Source organism: Collinsella aerofaciens, from assembly GCF_005845035.1.
Classification (GTDB): Bacteria; Actinomycetota; Coriobacteriia; order Coriobacteriales; family Coriobacteriaceae; genus Collinsella; species Collinsella aerofaciens_I.
This window is the reverse complement of the sequence record NZ_SPFO01000001.1, coordinates 22,058-37,637: the sequence shown is the minus strand read 5'-3', so window position 1 is coordinate 37,637 and position 15,580 is coordinate 22,058. Positions and strand designations below refer to the sequence as shown.

15 protein-coding genes are annotated in these 15,580 nt (G+C 60.0%); 7 read left to right on the top strand and 8 right to left on the bottom strand.

Going from position 1 to position 15,580, the window contains the following annotated elements; all coding sequences use genetic code 11:
- Positions 1-28: 28 nt before the first annotated feature.
- The 5 genes from FGQ67_RS00165 to FGQ67_RS00145 all read right to left on the bottom strand — a co-directional run bounded on the left by FGQ67_RS00165 (position 29) and on the right by FGQ67_RS00145 (position 4,375).
- Positions 29-691: a TetR/AcrR family transcriptional regulator gene (locus FGQ67_RS00165; protein WP_171025106.1), complete on the bottom strand. Its 663-nt coding sequence runs from the start codon at positions 689-691 to the stop codon at positions 29-31.
- Between the two features lie 74 nt (positions 692-765).
- Positions 766-1,104, bottom strand: coding sequence for a P-II family nitrogen regulator (locus FGQ67_RS00160; RefSeq protein ID WP_138339550.1), 339 nt, complete (start codon positions 1,102-1,104; stop codon positions 766-768).
- A 214-nt stretch (positions 1,105-1,318) separates the two neighbouring features.
- Positions 1,319-2,596 (bottom strand): ammonium transporter, encoded by a 1,278-nt coding sequence (locus tag FGQ67_RS00155; RefSeq protein ID WP_138339549.1) that lies wholly within the window; start codon positions 2,594-2,596, stop codon positions 1,319-1,321.
- Positions 2,597-2,794: 198 nt separating this feature from the next.
- On the bottom strand, positions 2,795-3,814 hold the full coding sequence (locus FGQ67_RS00150; protein WP_249934335.1) for a putative ABC transporter permease: 1,020 nt from the start codon (positions 3,812-3,814) through the stop codon (positions 2,795-2,797).
- Between the two features lie 3 nt (positions 3,815-3,817).
- Positions 3,818-4,375 (bottom strand): HD domain-containing protein, encoded by a 558-nt coding sequence (locus FGQ67_RS00145; RefSeq protein ID WP_138339548.1) that lies wholly within the window; start codon positions 4,373-4,375, stop codon positions 3,818-3,820.
- A gap of 228 nt (positions 4,376-4,603) precedes the next feature.
- Between FGQ67_RS00145 and FGQ67_RS00140 the strand changes: the two genes are divergently transcribed.
- The 6 genes from FGQ67_RS00140 (at position 4,604) to FGQ67_RS00115 (ending at position 11,165) form a co-directional block, all read left to right on the top strand.
- Complete coding sequence (locus tag FGQ67_RS00140; protein WP_138339547.1) at positions 4,604-6,385, top strand: 1-deoxy-D-xylulose-5-phosphate synthase; 1,782 nt, start codon at positions 4,604-4,606, stop codon at positions 6,383-6,385.
- A gap of 458 nt (positions 6,386-6,843) precedes the next feature.
- Positions 6,844-7,839 carry a glutamate ABC transporter substrate-binding protein gene (locus FGQ67_RS00135; protein ID WP_138339546.1) on the top strand — a complete coding sequence of 332 codons (996 nt, stop codon included), beginning with the start codon at positions 6,844-6,846 and terminating at the stop codon, positions 7,837-7,839.
- A 138-nt stretch (positions 7,840-7,977) separates the two neighbouring features.
- A complete protein-coding gene (locus FGQ67_RS00130; protein WP_138339545.1) occupies positions 7,978-8,637 on the top strand; it encodes an amino acid ABC transporter permease in 660 nt (219 codons plus the stop codon).
- Positions 8,634-9,467, top strand: coding sequence for an amino acid ABC transporter permease (locus FGQ67_RS00125; protein WP_138339544.1), 834 nt, complete (start codon positions 8,634-8,636; stop codon positions 9,465-9,467). Before FGQ67_RS00130 ends, FGQ67_RS00125 begins: the two co-directional genes overlap by 4 nt.
- Positions 9,468-9,503: 36 nt before the next feature.
- Positions 9,504-10,268: an amino acid ABC transporter ATP-binding protein gene (locus FGQ67_RS00120; RefSeq protein ID WP_138339543.1), complete on the top strand. Its 765-nt coding sequence runs from the start codon at positions 9,504-9,506 to the stop codon at positions 10,266-10,268.
- 87 nt (positions 10,269-10,355) lie between these two features.
- Positions 10,356-11,165 (top strand): gamma-glutamyl-gamma-aminobutyrate hydrolase family protein, encoded by an 810-nt coding sequence (locus tag FGQ67_RS00115; RefSeq protein ID WP_138339542.1) that lies wholly within the window; start codon positions 10,356-10,358, stop codon positions 11,163-11,165.
- 105 nt (positions 11,166-11,270) lie between these two features.
- Here FGQ67_RS00115 and FGQ67_RS00110 read toward each other — a convergent pair whose 3' ends face one another.
- From FGQ67_RS00110 to FGQ67_RS00100, 3 genes are all read right to left on the bottom strand, one after another.
- Entirely contained in the window at positions 11,271-11,627 is a 357-nt protein-coding gene (locus FGQ67_RS00110; RefSeq protein WP_212745986.1) for an Hpt domain-containing protein, read from the bottom strand.
- Positions 11,628-11,651: 24 nt separating this feature from the next.
- On the bottom strand, positions 11,652-13,532 hold the full coding sequence (locus FGQ67_RS00105; protein ID WP_138339541.1) for a diguanylate cyclase: 1,881 nt from the start codon (positions 13,530-13,532) through the stop codon (positions 11,652-11,654).
- A gap of 211 nt (positions 13,533-13,743) precedes the next feature.
- A complete protein-coding gene (locus tag FGQ67_RS00100; protein ID WP_138339540.1) occupies positions 13,744-14,541 on the bottom strand; it encodes an alpha/beta fold hydrolase in 798 nt (265 codons plus the stop codon).
- A gap of 225 nt (positions 14,542-14,766) precedes the next feature.
- On the opposite strand from FGQ67_RS00100, the gene FGQ67_RS00095 reads away from it, so the two are divergent.
- A complete protein-coding gene (locus FGQ67_RS00095) occupies positions 14,767-15,543 on the top strand; it encodes a radical SAM protein (protein WP_138339539.1) in 777 nt (258 codons plus the stop codon).
- Positions 15,544-15,580: the final 37 nt, after the last annotated feature.

Sequence of the window (15,580 nt, the reverse complement as noted above, 5' to 3'; positions counted from 1 at the left end):
AATCAATTACATACCGTTGGTATCTATATTACCACCCGGCACGGTTCCATACGTCCCAAATCTGGGCCGTTGTCTGGAGCACTTCATTACCCAAATCAAGCCCCACCGCGGCCGCCATCTGCGCCAAACATTGTGCGCGAGCAAGCATTCGCTCCTTGGGCTCGAGCGGACGGAACAATGGCAGCAGCCAAAGATTCGCTAACAACGATACGGCCTCCGCTGCTTCGCGCGGGCATTCGCACGCAATGGAGCCGTCGGCGATGCCCTCCTCGATTACTGGCAAGAGATTGCCATCGGCCGACTCGTCAAACGAACCTTGGTACTGCATCGCCAGCAGCCGCGAGCTTTTTACCGGATCTGCCGCAGGATGCATGCGAGCCCATAGCTCGATTTGCGGAACGATGGACTCGGGCGCATAAAGTCGTTTGAGCTTTTGAGCTCCCGTCATATTGCCAGCACCGAGTGTCGCGCGACGGTGCTCAGCAATCGGAGCCGTTGCCCGATCAAATGCGGCGTTGAAAATCTCCTCTTTGCTCTTAAAGTGATGATAGACAGCACCCTTGGTCATGCCATCGAGGCGGTCGACGATGTCTTGAATGCTCGTCCCCTCATAACCCTGTACGCAGAATAGCTCCAGCGCCGCATCGAGAATCTTCGCGACAGTCTCCTCGGGATATTTATTACGACCCATAATCCGTCCATCCACAACGCAAGTCTTGTGCCTCATTGCAGCATTTTAACGTTGCGGATGGTAGACGGTCGATTCTACACCGCGGCGGGACCGTGTTCGCCGGTACGAATGCGGATAACTTCCTCGACCGGCTCGACCCAAATCTTGCCGTCTCCAACGGCGCCGGTGCGGGCGGCGTTGGAGATAATCTCGACAATGCCGTCGACGTGCTCGTCGGCGCAGATGAGGGTGAACTGCACCTTAGGGATCGTGTTGACAAGCAACTCGTTGCCGCGCACGTATTCCTTCCAGCCATGTTGCGCACCGCAGCCCTGCACCTGGTTGATAGTCATGCCGCGGACATCGGCAGCAAACAGCGCGTCTTTAAGAACCTCAAGCTTCTCGGCACGAACAATCGCCGTAATCTTCTTCATAGTGAATTCCTCTCTTCAAAAAAAGAAATGAATTGTCCCTCACATGGCACGGGTTTTCCAGGTGCCACAGACCAACCTTGTAGATCAGATAAGTGCAACTAACAGGTCTTAGCAGGTTTCCCAAGTGCCGCAGATCGGCCTGAAAGAGGAGTGCCGCGTACTTAAGGTACGCAAACGACGATTGAAGGCCGAGGTGCGGTGCTTGGGGAAGCTGCTAATCGAGTCCGGAGAACGAAGGGTAGGCGCTCTCGCCGTGCTGACTCGCATCCAGGCCCAGCGCCTCGTCTGCCTCGTCCACACGCAGACTGCCGTGGAACAGCGCCTTGACCACCGCGGCGATTACCAAGTCGAGCACCAGCACAATAGCGACCGTCACCACAATGCCCAAAATCTGCGAGATGAGCAGCGACACGTCGCCCGTGTAGAACAGACCACCCTTACCGGTCCACGAGAGCTCCGGCACGCAGAACAGGCCCGTGAGCACGCCGCCCAGGATGCCGCCGATACCATGGCAACCGAACGCGTCGAGCGCATCGTCGTAGCCGAACTTGGTCTTAAGATGGCTGATGGCCAGGTAGCAGACAGGCGATACGATCAAGCCCATAACCAGCGCCGCCCACGGCTCGACAAATCCCGCACCCGGCGTGACCACCACAAGGCCCGCAACCAAACCGGTGCTGGCACCCACCAGCGTGGGGCGACCGGTGTGCACGCGCTCGACGGCAAGCCACGAGACCATGCCCGCCGCGCTGGCCGTCACGGTGTTGAGGATGGCGAGTGCCGCCACGGCGTCGGCCTTAAACTCGCTGCCGCCGTTAAAGCCAAACCAGCCAAACCAAAGCAGGCCGGCGCCCAGCGCCACAAACGGCACGTTATGCGGACGGTAGCTCACCATGCCAAAGCCACGACGACGGCCGAGCATTAAGCAGAGAATCAGGCCCGTAAGACCGGACGAAATGTGCACCACGTCGCCGCCGGCAAAGTCGAGTGCGCCGATAATGTCACCGATAAAGGAGCCATCGCCGCCCCAAACCATGTGGGCAAGCGGCGCATAGACCACAAGCAGCCAAATGCCCAGGAAGGCCGTCATGGCACCAAACTTAACACGGCCGGCCAGGCTGCCCGTGACGATAGCAGCAGTGATCATGGCAAATGCCATCTGAAAGGCGATGTTGATGATCTGAGGGTAGACGGCGCTGTCAGTGGCATTGCCCTCGGCCGCCTGCAGCACCTGGTTGAGCACCGGAAGGCACAGTAGCTGGTCAAGGCCTCCAATAAACGGGCTGGAACCGTCGCCGCCGTAGGCCAGCGACCAGCCGGCAACAATCCACAGCACACCAACCAGACCAATGGCGCCAAAGCACATGAGCATGGTGTTGATGACATTTTTGCGCCTGGACAGGCCGCCATAGAAAAACGCCAGACCCGGTGTCATTAAAAACACGAGCATAGTGCAGATGAGCATAAACGTTGTCGATCCCGTATCGTACATTCGCTCCCCCTTGATCGCATGAACGTTGTCGGCGCCCATAATGCGGCCGAGGGGCAACTGGTGTAGACCAGATACGGCGTTGTTAAACGCTGCGTTGTCGAATGGAAACGGTGCCGCAATCTTGGAAACGGCACGGCAACGGACGCGAAACGGACGGGAAATACGCGAGCAAGGGAGCCGTGAGCGTGCCCGTCCCGGCTAGCGCCGAAACAGCTCGCGGGCGCGGTCGCGGAGGTCGGTAGCTCGGATGACGCCCTCGTAGCGGTTAATGCGCAAGCGCGGGAAGGCATTGAAGAAGCGCAGGTCGCGTCGGCTGAGCGACACGCTTGGCACCGGACGGCTCATGCGCTTGCCGGCAAGGCGACGACTGAGCGACGGACGCGGCATGCTCGGCGCGGCATCGGCCACGCGGCGGGCGGCAAGCGCCAGGCCGCGAGCACCATCCGCGATAAACGTCGGCATCGAAGCCTTCTCGCGCAGGGCGTCAAGCGCGGCGTCACCCAGCTCGGCCAGCCACGCGTTAACGGCACGGCTACGGATATGCGTCTGCGCCACCGAGTCAATCGTCGATTCGGGAATGCGCTCGAGCATTGAGTCCGAGGCATCGGCAAGCGACTCATTAATGCGGTCGGCAAGGTCGGCGCGCACACGCTCCAGCTGATCGGACAGACGCCGCCAGCTCGCCAACGAGCACACCGCGTCGACCATCATCGCGACCGCGACGATAAAGGCGGACAGCCGCACAATCAGCACCGGCAGATGGGCAAGCAGGCCCAACACCGCCGGCTCCACCACGCGGCAAATACACAACGCGCCTAAGCCAAACGCGCAGGCCCAGTACAGACAGATACGTCCGTGCAAGTTAAACGGCAGGTGCGAGTAATCCCAAAAGCGTGCGCCTGTTGTCTTTTCCAACAGCACGCCCACGCTGTACTCAATCACGCTACATACGAGCGCTGCGGCGACAAACTGGGTCGACGCGTCAGGAATTCCGCGCAACAGCAGCCAGCAGGCAATGCCGCCCGCGCCATAGATGGGGCAGCACGGCCCCAGCAAAAAGCCGCTGTTGGCAAAGCGTCCGTGGTTGAGAATGGCGCATACTGTCGATTCCCATGCCCAACCGCAAAAACCGTAGAAGGCAAACGAGAGCACCGACGCCGAGAGCGGACAGGCGGCAAGCGTCGCGTCGCCAAACGCCATATCGATCGCGGTTTCCACCGTCTACCCTCTCCTCTTTTCGCTCGAATCTTTGCTCGTGCCGTCACTCGAGCCCTCGTTCGAATCGTTCGCGCCGCCTTTGCGCCGCAGACGACCGGAGACTGTCTCGCGCAGAGCGCACCATTTATCTGCCAGGCATACAATCCAAGCCTCACGACACGTCGGCGGCACCGGCACCAGCGGAAACATATGCCGCACGATAATATTCCGTTCGCGCGGCGTCAGCTCAAAATCTTCCTCCGCACGTGCCAGGGCAAAAAACGGGTGGCGAAAGCCATGCAGCCGATGGCTTGGGTCGGGATCGTGCCAGTCATAGAGAAAGTAATCGTGCAGCAGGGCCCCGCGCAACAACGAAGCACGGTCGACCGAAATGCCAGCACGGCCCAAGCGCTCGGCAAAGGACAGGCTCACCCGCGCTACTGAAGTCACATGTGCATAGACCGTCACGTCGCCATGCTGGATAAACTCGTGGGTCAGGTCCAAGCGGCCCGCCTGGGCCAGCTGGCGGGCGGCATAGTCGACCTCGTGCGCGATTTTTTCGGCACGAACGGCATCGGACATGCTGCCTCCTTCCAGCGACTCACGGCGACAAGCCACGGCCTGTGCACAATCGATAAAAACATCATGGAACATATCAGTATGGCATCGGACAAAACGTTTTGCCCCACCAGTTGGCGAATTACCGCGCCGCCGTCACATATCAAACGCCAAAATGTGCGAGACTGTCTTGTGCAATTGTGCCGGCCGAGGGAGTGCCGGCGCACGATTCGCATGGAGTAACCCACAACGATGCTGCTTACGCAAACGACAACGCCCGAGGACGTCAAGGCTCTCGACCGCGCCGAGCTTCCGCTGCTCTGCGGCGAGATCCGTCAGGCAATCCTCGAAAGCTCCGCCGCCGTCGGCGGGCACGTTGCCCCCAACCTGGGCGTCGTTGAGCTTACGGTCGCGCTTCATCGCGTGTTTAACTCCCCCATCGACAAGATTGTCTTTGACGTTTCGCACCAGACCTACGCCCACAAGGCGCTGACCGGGCGCGCGTACACTTATATCGATCCGGAGCGTTATGGTGAGGCTTCTGGCTTTGCCAATCCCGACGAGTCCGAGCACGACCTGTTCGCCATGGGTCACACCTCGACCTCGGTGAGCTTGGGCTGCGGCCTGGCGCACGCTCGTGACCTGGCGGGCGATGCGTACAACGTCATCACCATCATTGGCGACGGCTCGCTTTCGGGCGGCTTGGCGTTTGAGGGCTTTAACAATGCCGCCGAACTCGATAGCAACCTGATCATCATCGTCAACGATAACGACCAGTCCATTGCCGAGAACCATGGCGGCCTGTATCGCAATCTGGCCGAGCTGCGCGCCAGCAACGGCACCTGTGAGCGCAACGTTTTCCGCGCGATGGGGCTCGACTACCGCTATCTGGACGCCGGTAACGATGTGTTGGCCCTGGTCGACACGCTGAAGGAACTGCGCAATATCGATCATCCCATCGTGTTGCACGTCTCCACCGCCAAGGGCAAGGGCTTTGAGCCGGCCCAGAGCGACCCCGAACACTGGCATCACGTGGGTCCGTTTGACATGGCAACTGGACGCAAGCTCTGCCCGGGCCATCCGAGCGAGCCTGCGCCGCGCACCTATGCCGACATTACGGGCGAGGCGCTCAGCGCCGCCATCAAGCGCGATCAGCAGGTCGTGGGCATCACGGCCGCCACACCCTACATCATGGGCTTTACGCCCGAGCTTCGCGCTGCCGCCGGCAAACAGTTCGTCGATGTGGGCATTGCCGAGGAACACGCCGTGACCTTTGCCACCGCGCTTGCGCGCTCGGGCGCCAAGCCAGTCTTTGGTGTGTACGGGACGTTTTTGCAGCGCGCCTACGACGAACTGTGGCACGACCTGTGCCTCAACGACGCCCCCGCAACCATCTTGGTGTTTGGCGCGTCGATCTTTGGCACCACATCCGAGACGCACCTCTCGTTCTTTGATATTTCCATGCTGGGCGCTCTTCCCAACATGCGCTACCTGGCGCCTTCCTGCATGGAGGAATATCTGTCCATGCTGAGCTGGTCGCTCGACCACCGCGAGCATCCCGTGGCGATCCGCGTACCAGGCATCGGCCTGGTAAGCCGCCCCGATCTGGCTCCCGCCGAGGACGCCGATTACGGCGTCGCGCGCTACAACGTGGTGCGTCAGGGCCGCGACGTAGCCGTGCTCGCGCTCGGCGATTTCTTTGAGCTGGGCGAGCGCGTGGCAAACCGCTTGGCTGCCGAGTACGGCATCGAGGCCACGCTCGTCAACCCGCGCTTTGCAACCGAGCTCGACCGCGAGTTCCTCGATAGCCTTGCCGCCGAGCATCGCGTTGTCGTCACCCTCGAGGACGGCATCTTGGACGGTGGCTGGGGCGAGCGCGTCGCGTGCTATCTGGCCTGCACGCCTGTGCGCACGCGCACCTTCGGCATCGCCAAGGGCTTCCCCGACCGCTACGACCCCAACGAGCTGCTCGCTCAGAACGGCATGACGGTCGAGAACATAGCCGCCGAAACCGTACGTCTGCTGAACGAGTAGAAAAAACCTCCGCAAGGGAAGCACCCCCGCGGAGGTTTTTATTTTCGCGACGCGATTATCTCAATCTGTAACATCTAGGGCCCGAATTCCCGTCTAACTGTTACAGATTGAGACAAACGTCGGGAGCTAAGAACGTTTGTCTCGATCTGTAACAGTTAGAAACCTTTTGTCCGTCCAGATGTTACAGATTGAGACATTCGAATTCCCCTGAAGAGAAAATCTCGATCTGTAACAGTAAGAACCCATTTTCCCGTCTACCTGTTACAGATTGAGACAAAGCAGCAAGGCAGGCCGCCACATCTGCAAGAACCACCACAAAGGCGCCTGTCCCTTTTTAGTAGGTAGAATAACCCATAAGGTAAGTATGTTTCTGAGTTATTTCCTGTTGACCCATTTGAGCGCGATAGGGTATAACTCTACTCAACCGCTAGGGATTTTATTGAGAAAGGTGTTCTACCATGAGCAAGAACCTCTCCCAGCAGGTCGTTCTCGACCGTCGCGGCTTCGTTGCCGCCACTTTCGCAACCGTCGCCGGCCTTGGTCTTGCCGGCTGCTCCGACACCAGCGCCGAGGCCGACAAGGGTTCCGCCGCCGGCTCTTCCAAGAGCTCCGAGGATACCGAGGCTTCCACCACGCTCGACGCCAAGGCATTCGACAAGCTCGTCGACAACGGCCCCAAGGCCGATGACGACGCCATCGCCGCCAGCACCTGGGCGACGGCCGTCAAGGACGCCGGCGTCTTTAAGATCGGTGGCGTTCAGACCTCCACGCTCTTCTCCCTCCTCAACGAAAAAGACGGTCAGACCCGTGGCTTCGATGCCGGTATCGCACAGCTCCTGTCCAACTACATTCTGGGCGAGAACAAGGTCGAGATCACCCAGGTGACCTCGGACACGCGCGAGTCCGTCCTGCAGAACGGCCAGGTCGACGCCGTCTTTGCCACCTACACCATCACCGACGAGCGCAAGAAGCTCGTCTCCTTTGCCGGTCCCTACTACTACACCCAGCAAGCCATCCTGGTGCTCGCCGATAACGACGACATCAAGGGCGTCGACGACCTGGCCGACAAGAACGTCGCCGTCCAGTCCGGCTCCAACGGCCCCGCCATCCTGGAGGAGTTCGCTCCCAAGGCCAGCCAGCAGGAGTTCAAGACCGACGAGGAGGCCCGCCAGGCACTCCAGCAGGGTCGCGTTGATGCCTACGTCATCGATAACAACATGCAGCAGAGCGCCCTGGTTCGTGAGCCCGGCAAGTACAAGATCGCCGGCAAGCCCTTCGGCAGCAAGGAGCCTTACGGCATCGGCCTGCCGCTCGATTCCGACGGCGTCGCCTTCGTCAATGACTTCCTTAAGAAGATTGAGGACGACAGCACCTGGACCGAGCTGTGGCAGATCTGCATCGGCGACCGTACGGGCGACACCAACGTTCCCGAGCTGCCCGAGATCGGCGCCTAGGCAGCGAGCCTGGTAACGGCCGCAACGAAACCATACGGAAACGCACGATTCGCTTTATTGCGCTAAACTGTTTCCTCACTGAGTTGTCGGGGCTTCCATACACACGGGAGCCCCTTTCCTTACCGGCGGGAGGTCCGCATGAGTCTCTCCGAGCTCTGGTCGCTCTATGGCCAGAACTATATCGACGCGCTGCTAGCAACCTGGGGCATGACGCTTGAGTCGTTTGTCATCGCCATGGTGCTGGCCGTCGCCGTCACCGTGATGCGCGTGTCGCCGCTCAAGCCGCTGCGCGTCTTTGGCGACCTGTATGTTCAGGTCTTCCGTAACATCCCCGGCATCGCGCTGCTCATCATCGTCGTCTATGCGCTGCCGCCGCTTAAGGTCGTTCTGCCCTACCGCGCCTGCGTTATCGTCGCCACGGTTCTTTTGGGCTCGGCCTTTGGCTCCGAGAACTTTATGAGCGGCATCAACACCGTCGGCGTCGGCCAGGTGGAAGCCGCCCGCTCGCTGGGCATGAGCTTCAGCCGTATCCTCGCCAAGATCGTGATTCCGCAGGCGCTGCGCTCGAGCGTGCTGCCCATGACGAACCTCTTTATCGCCGTCATGCTCACTACCGCGCTCGGCAGCCAGGTGCCGCTTAAACCGCAGGAGCTCACCGGCGTAGTGAGCTACATCAACACGCGCTCGCTCGGCGGCGTCGCCGCGTTCTTTATCTCGGCGCTCGGCTACCTGGGCACAGCCTTTGTGGTGAGCCACATTGGCAACTACATCGATAAGAAGGTGAGGATCCTCCGATGAGCAAGCACTCCACCTCCGCGCTCACCATGCGCGACGCGCTCTACGAGGCTCCCGGCCCCAAGATGCGCGCCAAGATTCGCATCGGCACCGCCATCTCGCTTGTTGCTGTCGCCGCGCTCGCCATCCTGGTACTGCAGCGCTTTTATGTGACCGGTCAGCTTTCGGTCCACTATTGGTATTTCTTTACGCACCTCACCACCTGGAAGTTCTTGCTTGCCGGCTTTGAGGGCACCGTTAAAGTCGCACTCACCGCCGGCGCCATCGCGCTGATGCTGGGCCTAGCCCTTATGCTCGGCCGTACCAGCGACATTAAGCCGCTGCAGCTGGTTTGCCGCGTGCTCACCGACTTCTTCCGTGGCGTGCCGAGCCTGCTGTTTATCTACTTCTTCTTTTTGGTGCTGCCCCAGTACAAGATCGCGCTACCGTCGTTTTGGATGCTCACGCTGCCTGTCGCGCTCGCTGCGGCCGGCGTGCTGGCCGAGATCTTCCGCGCCGGCGTCAACGCCGTGCCGCGCGGTCAGGTCGAGGCAGCCCAGGCACTCGGTCTCTCCAAAGCTAAAATCACCTTTAAAATCGTGTTGCCGCAGGCTATTCGGTTTATCATTCCGTCCTTGATTTCGCAGCTTGTGGTCGTAGTCAAAGACACCACCGTTGCCTACGTGGTGAGCTACCCCGACCTCATGCAAAACGCCCGCGTGCTCATTACCAACTACGACGCCCTCGTGTCGGTCTACCTAGTTATCGCGGTCATCTACATCCTCATCAACGTCGCGATCAACAAGGCCGCTGTCTATGTTTCGCACAAGACCGGCGCGACCATCATCCGCTAACGCTTTACCATTTCGAGTCATAAGGAGCCGAGCACCATGGCACAGAGCACCTCTTCCACCGGCAATCAGCCGCTGATCGAGCTCAGACACGTCGATAAGCACTATGGCGATCTGCACGTCCTCAACGACATCAATCTCTCGGTCGACCGCGGCGAGGTCGTCGTTGTGATTGGACCCTCGGGCTCGGGCAAGTCGACCATGTGCCGCACCATCAACCGTCTGGAAACCATCGACTCGGGCGAGATCCTCATCGAGGGCGACCCCCTGCCGCAGGAAGGCAAGGACCTTGCCCGCATGCGTGCCGAACTGGGCATGGTGTTTCAGCAGTTCAACCTGTTCGCACATATGACCGTACTGCAGAACGTCATGCTGGGGCCGGTCGATGTGCTGGGCGTGTCCAAGGAGGAAGCTCGTGAGCGCGCCATGGACCTGCTGAGCCGCGTGGGCGTGGCCGAACAGGCCGATAAGGTGCCCGCACAGCTCTCGGGCGGTCAGCAACAGCGTGTAGCCATCGCCCGTTCGCTTGCCATGCAGCCCAAGGCCATGCTCTTTGACGAGCCCACGAGCGCCCTCGATCCCGAAATGATCAATGAGGTGCTCGAGGTCATGGTCCGTCTGGCCCAGCAGGGCATGACGATGATCGTCATCACGCACGAGATGAACTTCGCCCGCCGCGTGGCCGACCGCGTCGTGTTTATGGCCGACGGCCAGATCGTGGAAACCGGCACGCCCGACGAGTTCTTCGACCATCCCCAGACCAAGCGCGCCCAGGACTTCCTCAACTCCATCAAGGGCCACTAACCAGCCGCCCCGTGGGACAAATCCATCGGAAGTGTTGCCCCACGTCTCTCATGCGCCCTGTCACCTTTAGATTCGAAAGCCACGCCCATGATTGGAACTCGCACCTCATCGTCCTACACCCCGTACGTCGACGTCGCCCCCGCCGACCGTCCGCTCATCCTCGTCGCGTCGCGTTGGGAAGAGGCAAAACCGTTTTTGAGCGAGACGCTCTCCCCCAACGAGGAAATCGCAAGTGTCTTTGTCGATGCCATCCTTGCCGCCGGTGGCCTGCCGCTGCAGATGTCTATTACCGAAGACGTCGATGTTATCCGTCATTACGTGGAAATCGCTGACGGTATCGCTATTCCCGGCGGCCCGGACGTCAACCCCAAACGCTGGGGCGACGAGCGTCCTTACGACCCCACGCTGTGCTGCGAGATTCGCGACCGTTTTGAGTTTAAGCTGGTTAACGAGGTGCTTCGCGCCAAGAAGCCGCTCTTTACCACTTGCCGAGGCACGCAGCTGCTCAATGTCGCCACCGGCGGCACCCTGTGCATGGACGTGCCGAGCCTGGGTGCGCGCGAGGGCCGCACGCAGTGGCGCCATACCCACGTGCTCAACGATCCCGTGCACCCCGTCGAGGTCGTGCCGGGCTCGCTGCTGGAGCGCGCGGTTGGCGGGCACAGGCTGATCCAGACCAACTCGGCACATCACTGCTGCGTCGACCGTCTGGGTAAAAGCACGCGCTTGGTCGCCAAGGCAACCGACGGCGTTCCCGAGTGCATCGAAGTCGAAGGCCAGCCATTCTGTCTAGGCGTGCAATGGCACCCCGAGTACACGTGGAAGACGCTCGAGACCGACTTTAACCTGTGGAAGTCGTTTGTCGAGGCAGCGGCAAAGGTTAAGCAGGCTCGCTAGTTTACGGACAGCACAACACAAAAGGGTGCCCCGCCGACCACATGGTCCGGCGGGGCGCCCTTTTACCTATATGTGGCCGGCACGCAGCCCAAGGCCCGCAAGCTCTTATTCAGCCGCCTCGCGCAGGGCTGACATCGTGGCCGCATATTGCTGCTGCAGCGCATGCATTCCCTCGAGAGCGCCGTCAACGGCATCGGCACCACGCAGCGCTTCGGTCACCACGACCGCCGGCTCGTACAGATTATCGAATCCCAGGTTCTGACTCACGCCCTTGAGCGTGTGCGCTGCCATAAACGCACCTTCGGCGTCTCCCGCCGCCATGGCGGCCTCCAGCTTGTCCATGCTCTCGTCATCCAAAAACTTGAGGGCAAAGCGGGCAAGCATTTCCTCGCCCATCAGCCGAGCGCACGCGTCATCATAATTAGCGCCGATCTTCTCATACGCCTCACGCATGGAAATCATGGGTTAAAAACTCCTTTGTTCGAACTAAATCGTGGGAAACGCGACGACGTCAGCGGGGCGTGCCAACGTCTCGGCAATTTGGTCTTGCACCTCGAGCAGGCAATCGAGCAGCAACGGGTTAAAGGTACCGCACTTACCGTCCAGAATCATCTGGATCGCTTCCTCGTGCGGGATAGCGTCCTTGTACACGCGCACGCTCGTCAGGGCATCGTACACGTCGGCCACCGAAACCACCTGTGCGGCAATGGGAATTTCGTCGCCCTTAAGACCATCGGGATAACCCTTGCCGTCCCAGCGCTCGTGATGCCAACGCGCAATCTGGTACGCATATTCCATAAGCGCATTGCCGGCGTGATGGCTACCCAGCTCAAGCAGCATGTCGGCGCCGATCGTGGTATGCGTCTTTATAATCTCGAACTCCTCGGGCGTAAGGCGTCCGGGCTTGTTGAGAATCGCATCGTCAATCGACATCTTGCCGATATCGTGCAGCGCCGAAGCCAGGGCAATCGTAGAGCGTTCCTCATTGTCGAGGGAGATCGTGCCACTACGCTGGACCAGACAGCCAAGCAGCAGCTCGGTCAGCTTTTCGATGTTCGTAACGTGTCTGCCGCTCTCGCCGTTGCGAAGTTCCATGACGCCGGCCATGATGTCAATGAGCATGCGACTGTTCTTGACGCGCTCGTTGTACTGCTGGGACAGCAGGCTCGTCAGGCGGCGCTGTTTGGCGTATAGGCGGATGGTGTTGCTTACACGGCGGCGCACGACACGGGAGTCAAACGGGCGGTTGATATAGTCCGAGGCGCCCAGCTCGTACGCGCGCAGAACCATATCATCGGAATCTTCGCTCGAAATCATGATGAAAGGCAGATTGTCGATACCCGATCGGCGCGACAGATTGGCCAGCACCTCAAAACCGCTTATGCCCGGCATGACAATATCCAGCAGCACGAGCGACAACTCATCGCCATAGCGGTCGACCATGTCGAGCGCCGTACGACCGTTGTCGGCCTCGAGGATGCAATACTCGTCCTTGAGCATCTCGTTGAGAATGGCTCGGTTCATGTCGGAGTCATCGACAATAAGCACCAAAGGCTTTTCGCTTTGGAAGGCTTCGATGGAATCGGCGTCGGTCACGACCGTACCGGCTTTTGCCTTAGCGCGGCTCAATAACTGGACAGCGCGGCCAACTCCCTCATCGATCGTCTCGCCATGAATGCGAACGCCACCAACACATGCCGTCAAGCTCACGTACTCATGGCCCGGAACAATCGTGGCATGAACGGCATCGGATACCTGGTGCAGGCGACGGGTGAAGTCATCGGAGGGAATATTGGGCATGACGACCACAAACTTGTCGCAGCCATAGCGTACAAGCTCGTCAGTCGAACGAATTCCGCTGTGTATGGCTGTCGCCACAGCACCGAGCGCAAGGTCGCCGGCATGGCGGCCACACGTATCGTTGAAGACCCTAAAATCATCAAGGTCGATCACCGCAACGCCGGCATTCATGCGGGCGCTACGGAGCTTTTCCTCGTAATATCGGCGATTGCGCACACTCGTCAGCACGTCGGTGTAGACAAGGTCCTCTTCTGCAGCCTCTTGCTCATCGATCGGACGCACCATCAGCAGGACGTGAGGCTCGCCCTCGACCTTCAGAGGGCGCAGGCGAGCGCGGTACTCGGTACCATCATTGAGCAGCTGCTCCGATACATCATCGGAACCTGCCAAGGCCTCAAGACTTGACTGGCGCAGACAAGGGCACCGATTGCCGGCGAGCAGGCAGTTAGGCTCGCTCTTAATCTGATCGGCCGACAGCAAACGCACCACGGGGTAGGTCTTCGCGACGCGGGCGACCTCAGCGGCAGCCTCCTCGTCGGTTAGATTGACCTCGTGATTATTGAGCATATGGGGCCCTTTCTATCGTTACGCACGGCAACGGTGCATATCAATTGGTACAAGGGTAACATCTAACAGCTGAAGGCAAACGCGCGATTATCGTTGCATTTTTATGACCTGGCAAACGGCGGTAATGGAGCCGCGGGCGCGCGGTTATGGACGCATTCGTTAACAATGACGAAACGCTAACAGCCCCTCTCCCCGCAGGTCATCGAGCGTGCTAACGCTCCAAGACATCGCGAACGGCGTTTGCCGCCGTAACGGGGCGATCGCGCAGACCGTTATGCGCGCCCGGGATCGTCACAAGGGGGCAATCGAGATATTCGGCAGCCGCTCGCGTACCAGCCTCGCGGGGTGTGTCGACCGAAAGCTCGCCCAAAAACACGGCCGACACCGCCTTTGACGCGCGGGCGCGCTCCCAGTCGGGAGCATATGTCATATTTGTTCCATATTCGTTCGCCATAAAGCAACGACCATTGCGCAGGGCATGTTTGACTTCCGCTTCGGTCGTCCCGGGAGCCTCGGGGTCCAAGTCGCCAAGGGCTCCCAAGAAAAGCCGGAGCGCCCTTGAAACCTTTCCAGCCGCAATCATATCGAGCAAAACCGGAGCTGTGCCCATGCCGACGCCTTCGGCCGACACAGCCGGCTCATGCAGAATCGCACGGGCGACGAGATGGGGTTCGGTGCGAAGAAGCTCCAGCGCCACCAACGTACCGGCGCTGTGCGCAAGCACATTTGTCGGAGCGCCAACGTGTTCGATCACGGCTTGCAGGTCGGCGGCCTGAGCGGCAAGATCATAGCTGTCGTCTGCCGCATCGCTGCTGTCACCGCAGCCGCGGCGGTCGTAGGCAATTACGCGGTAGTTGCGACTGAGCTCACAAGCGATACCGTCAAAAAATGTGCCGTCGACACAAGCGCCGTGCACGCACACCAAGGCAGGAGTATCAGGCGACACATCCGAGCCGGCATATTCGCGACAGGCAATCGTGGTGCCCGCATTCTCTACCGTAAAATCCATGTTGCGCCCCCATCATCAATGCTCATCCAGTTGCACGTCAGTGCGGTTGGATGGACCCGCATTGCCTTACGCCTTGTTAACAGATTAACTTTACCCGACCCGAGGCTTTTCATGGCACGGCATAATGAGCGACGTGAAAAAACGAAACTTGTAAAGCAAGAGCCCGCACCTTGCTTTGGAGCCGATGCTATGCTTAGGCACAATTGTCTTGAGGAGCATATGCCTATGTCTACGTTTTTGAATGCCAGCCCCATCTTTGGGCCCGTTCGCAGCCGTCGCCTTGGTCTCTCGCTCGGCGTCAACATGATGCCGGCCAGCGGCAAAATCTGCACGTTCGACTGCATTTACTGCGAAAACGGCCTCAACGCCGAGCGCCCCTGTCATGAGCCGTACAACACAGCTGCCGTGGTACTCGACGCGCTCGAGGCAAAGCTGCGCGAGATGGCAGCCGAGGGCGAGCTCCCCGATGTGATCACCTTCGCAGGCAACGGCGAGCCCACTGCCGCACCGGAGTTTCCGCAGGCCATCGCCGGCGCCGTCGCGTTGCGCGACGAGCTTGCCCCAAACTCCAAGATCGCCGTGCTCTCCAACGGCACGCGCGCCGACCGCCCCCAGGTGCACGACGCGCTCATGATGGTCGACGACAACATCCTCAAGCTCGATACCGTCGACCCGACGTTTATCCAGCTGCTCGACCAGCCTGTTGGCCCCTACGACGTCGAGCACCAGATCGAAACGTTCGCAAGCTTTGACGGTCACGTTATTATCCAGACGATCTTTTTGACCGGCGAGTATCAGGGCAAGCTCATCGACAACACCGGCGAGGAGTACGTTGCCCCCTGGCTCGCGGCGCTTGAGCGCATTCGCCCACAAGAAGCGACCATCTACACGGTAGCGCGCGAGACACCGGTCGCCGGCCTTGCCAAAGCGGCGCCCGAGGTGCTCGACGCCATTGCTGCGCGCGTGCGCGTCCTCGGCATCCCTTGCCAGGTGAGCTACTAGCAAAACCACGCAGCAGCTAGTGCCCGCCATCCCGCTC

What these genes read in the sequence shown, in the direction of transcription:
- FGQ67_RS00165 (WP_171025106.1), bottom strand. Translation starts at nt 691, where the DNA reads ATGGGTCGTAATAAATATCCCGAGGAGACTGTCGCGAAGATTCTCGAT.
- FGQ67_RS00160 (WP_138339550.1), bottom strand. Translation starts at nt 1,104, where the DNA reads ATGAAGAAGATTACGGCGATTGTTCGTGCCGAGAAGCTTGAGGTTCTT.
- FGQ67_RS00155 (WP_138339549.1), bottom strand. Translation starts at nt 2,596, where the DNA reads ATGTACGATACGGGATCGACAACGTTTATGCTCATCTGCACTATGCTC.
- FGQ67_RS00145 (WP_138339548.1), bottom strand. Translation starts at nt 4,375, where the DNA reads ATGTCCGATGCCGTTCGTGCCGAAAAAATCGCGCACGAGGTCGACTAT.
- FGQ67_RS00140 (WP_138339547.1), top strand. Translation starts at nt 4,604, where the DNA reads ATGCTGCTTACGCAAACGACAACGCCCGAGGACGTCAAGGCTCTCGAC.
- FGQ67_RS00135 (WP_138339546.1), top strand. Translation starts at nt 6,844, where the DNA reads ATGAGCAAGAACCTCTCCCAGCAGGTCGTTCTCGACCGTCGCGGCTTC.
- FGQ67_RS00130 (WP_138339545.1), top strand. Translation starts at nt 7,978, where the DNA reads ATGAGTCTCTCCGAGCTCTGGTCGCTCTATGGCCAGAACTATATCGAC.
- FGQ67_RS00125 (WP_138339544.1), top strand. Translation starts at nt 8,634, where the DNA reads ATGAGCAAGCACTCCACCTCCGCGCTCACCATGCGCGACGCGCTCTAC.
- FGQ67_RS00120 (WP_138339543.1), top strand. Translation starts at nt 9,504, where the DNA reads ATGGCACAGAGCACCTCTTCCACCGGCAATCAGCCGCTGATCGAGCTC.
- FGQ67_RS00115 (WP_138339542.1), top strand. Translation starts at nt 10,356, where the DNA reads ATGATTGGAACTCGCACCTCATCGTCCTACACCCCGTACGTCGACGTC.
- FGQ67_RS00110 (WP_212745986.1), bottom strand. Translation starts at nt 11,627, where the DNA reads ATGATTTCCATGCGTGAGGCGTATGAGAAGATCGGCGCTAATTATGAT.
- FGQ67_RS00105 (WP_138339541.1), bottom strand. Translation starts at nt 13,532, where the DNA reads ATGCTCAATAATCACGAGGTCAATCTAACCGACGAGGAGGCTGCCGCT.
- FGQ67_RS00100 (WP_138339540.1), bottom strand. Translation starts at nt 14,541, where the DNA reads ATGGATTTTACGGTAGAGAATGCGGGCACCACGATTGCCTGTCGCGAA.
- FGQ67_RS00095 (WP_138339539.1), top strand. Translation starts at nt 14,767, where the DNA reads ATGTCTACGTTTTTGAATGCCAGCCCCATCTTTGGGCCCGTTCGCAGC.